Genomic DNA, 2,743 nt, shown 5'->3' with positions numbered 1-2,743 from the left:
CCGGGTTCTGTGGGACGGACGCCCCGGCCTGTGGGACGGACGCCCCGGTCCGCGGACGGACGTCTAGGTCTGCTGTAGTGACGCGAGGGCCTCGTCGAGCAGCCGCCTGAGCCGGAGGGCGTCCGGCGCCACCGCGGTCACCAGCGCGGCGGGCCCGGCGAGCGGCACCAGTGAGGCCCCGTCCCCCAAGACCCTGGCCGTCACCGGCACGGCGGCGAACTCCGGTCGGACCACGACCAGTTGGCCGACGGCACGATACCCCGCCAGCACGGCGGGCCCGTCCCAGCCGCCCGGTGCGCCGGGCCCGCAGGACAGTTCCTGGTCGAGCACGACCAGTCCGGCGACCCGCACGGTCAGACGGCTCGTGAGCCGCCCGGGTTCCTCACCGACGCGCCCGAGCACCTGCTCCTCGCGCAGTACGAGCCTGGCCGTGGCGGCGAGTTCGACGCGGGTGGTGACATACAGGTCACTGCCCTGGGCGGAGATCAACTGCTCGGGAAGCCAGTTCAGTTCGCCCTGGTCGGCGACACCGAGCCGGACGTCGTACCGGGCTTCGCCCTTGGCCTGTCCGGGCAGTGCGATGGTGGCGGCGGCCGATCCGACGGACAGTCGCGCGCCCTCCTCCACCCGTCCCTCCACGGTGAAGTGGTCACCGCCGAGCGGCCCGCTCATCGCGCCGACCAGCATGACCCGCGCCCCGTCGCCGGTGGCCCGGGTGCGCCGCAGCGCCAGGGGCCCGTCGCTCTCCAGCACGGGCAGCGAGGTCCCGCCGCGCCCGTCGTCACGGGCGACGATCCGCGCGACGGACCGCACCCCGGCACCGGCAGGCACGCTCATGCCGTCCACGCGGCGAGTTGGGCCCGCACCCACGCGGCGACGTCCGCGACGCCGGCCTCGCTGCGCAACGACTGGAAAACCACGGGCAGTTCGGCGCGCTGCGCCTTGGCGTCGGCGGCCATCCGGGCGAGGTCGGAGCCGACGTACGGGGCGAGGTCGGTCTTGTTGACGACGAGGAGATCGGCGGTGGTCACACCCGGCCCGCCCTTGCGCGGAATGTCGTCGCCCCCGGCCACGTCGATCACGAAGATCTGCGCGTCGACGAGCCCCTTGGAGAAGGTCGCGGTGAGGTTGTCCCCGCCGGACTCCACGAGGACCAGGTCCAGCGGCCCGACCGCGTCCTCCAGGTCCTCCACCGCCTCCAGGTTGGCGGAGATGTCGTCCCGGATCGCGGTGTGCGGACAGGCGCCCGTCTCCACGGCGGTGATCCGCTCGGGCGGCAGCACGGCCTCGCGGAGGAGGAACTCGGCGTCCTCCCGCGTGTAGATGTCGTTGGTGACGACGGCGAGCGACAGCTCGTCCCTGAGCGCCCGGCAGAGCGCGGCGACGGTGGCGGTCTTCCCGGACCCCACGGGGCCGCCGAGCCCGATACGGAGGGCCCTGCGGGTGCCGTCGGGGCGGTGGGCGTCGGCACCGACGGCTGCAGGGCCGTGGTTGGTGTGGTCGAGGTGCATATGCGGCTCCTGGTGAGGCGGGCTCGGTTTGCGGACGACGGGGTACGGGGTGGCGGGCGCTGGTTTCGGAGTGCGGGTGAGTGGGGGCCGGTCGCGCTCACGCGGCGGAGCCGCACATCGAACACAGCCCCCGCGCCCCTGAGGGGGTTGGTCTGCACAGTGTTCATAAGGCGGCTACGACGCGAACAGCCGCACCGGCCAGGCCGCGTGCGCCTCCGCTCCGATCTCCAGCAGGGGCGCCGACGCCGCCGGCAACGCGTCGACCCCCTCGTCGACCGCCCTCCGGGCCGCCTCCACCGCCCGGTCCGCGACCCGGTCCACCTCCGGCGCCAGCCGGGCCAGCACCCTCGTCGCGTCGAACGGATCCAGACTCAGCAACCGCACGGTCGCCGAGGCGGGCCCGCTCACACTCTCGTACGCCGCGCAGTAGGCCGCGTCCACCGGGCCCAGCCCCGCCGCCCGGGCCGCCAGCCCCAGCACCACCGGCTGATGCGCACCTTTGGGGAACTCCCTGCCCAGCGCGTCCAGTTCGGCGCTCCCCCAGGTCGCCCGCGCGGCCCGCAGCAGCTGCCGGCCCAGCTTCCGGGCGGCGACCCGCAGGGCGGGCGACGGCGTGCGCGCGTCCGCGGCACGGTCCAGCGCGACGGGGTCGATCCCGAGCGCCGCGGCCGCGGACAGTCCCGCCGCCGTCAGCCCCGCAGTGTGCAACCGCCCCCGGCAGAACTCCCCCAGGCTCGCCGCCCCGCTGATCCGCCCGGCCTTGACCGCCGCCTCGGCACCACCGGAGTGCGCATGACCCCCGGCGGGAAATCGCCCGTCGGCCAGGACGAGAAGCGCCGCACGTGACATCAGACCACCCTCAGAACAAGAAGTACCGCTGCGCCATGGGCAGTTCGGCCGCCGGTGCCGCCTCGACCAGCTCCCCGTCGATGTGCACGGCGAAGCTGTCCGGATCGACCCGCACCTCGGGCCGCGCGTCGTTCTCGCGCATGTCGGCCTTGGTGACCCCGCGCGTCGACTCGATCGCCGCGAACCGCTTACCGAGCCCCAGCCGCTCCGGCAGTCCGGCCTCGACGGCCAGGGGCGCGACGAAGTTGACGGAGTTGGAGGCAGGCGCCCGCCCGATCGCCCCGTACATCGGCCGCGGCAGGATCGGCTGCGGGGTGGGGATGGAGGCGTTCGCGTCCCCCATCTGCGCGTACGCGATCTGCCCGCCCTTGATGACGAGCTGC

At 74.4% G+C, this 2,743-nt stretch carries 3 protein-coding genes and 1 pseudogene; all 4 read right to left on the bottom strand.

Annotation, left to right across the window (positions count from 1 at the left end):
• Positions 1 to 63: 63 nt before the first annotated feature.
• The gene (locus ABT116_RS42090) at positions 64 to 837 is read right to left on the bottom strand and encodes an urease accessory protein UreD (protein WP_351645688.1); all 774 of its coding nucleotides are present in this window, start codon (positions 835 to 837) and stop codon (positions 64 to 66) included.
• Complete coding sequence (gene ureG, locus ABT116_RS42085) at positions 834 to 1,511, bottom strand: urease accessory protein UreG (protein ID WP_351645685.1); 678 nt, start codon at positions 1,509 to 1,511, stop codon at positions 834 to 836. The genes ABT116_RS42090 and ureG overlap by 4 nt, the downstream gene beginning before the upstream one ends.
• Positions 1,512 to 1,685: 174 nt before the next feature.
• Positions 1,686 to 2,360 carry an urease accessory protein UreF gene (locus ABT116_RS42080; protein WP_351645683.1) on the bottom strand — a complete coding sequence of 225 codons (675 nt, stop codon included), beginning with the start codon at positions 2,358 to 2,360 and terminating at the stop codon, positions 1,686 to 1,688.
• Positions 2,361 to 2,370: 10 nt separating this feature from the next.
• Positions 2,371 to 2,743, bottom strand: a pseudogene (gene ureC, locus ABT116_RS42075) (urease subunit alpha); the annotation flags it as partial.

This window comes from Streptomyces sp. NPDC002130 (assembly GCF_040296465.1).
Lineage (GTDB): Bacteria > Actinomycetota > Actinomycetes > Streptomycetales > Streptomycetaceae > Streptomyces.
The sequence above is the reverse complement of the archived record's forward strand: the minus strand, read 5'-3'. Positions and strand labels throughout refer to the sequence as shown.

Coding starts and splice junctions, on each gene's coding strand:
- ABT116_RS42080 (WP_351645683.1), bottom strand. CDS start 2,360: ATGTCACGTGCGGCGCTTCTCGTCCTGGCCGACGGGCGATTTCCCGCC.
- ABT116_RS42090 (WP_351645688.1), bottom strand. CDS start 837: ATGAGCGTGCCTGCCGGTGCCGGGGTGCGGTCCGTCGCGCGGATCGTC.
- ureG (WP_351645685.1), bottom strand. CDS start 1,511: ATGCACCTCGACCACACCAACCACGGCCCTGCAGCCGTCGGTGCCGAC.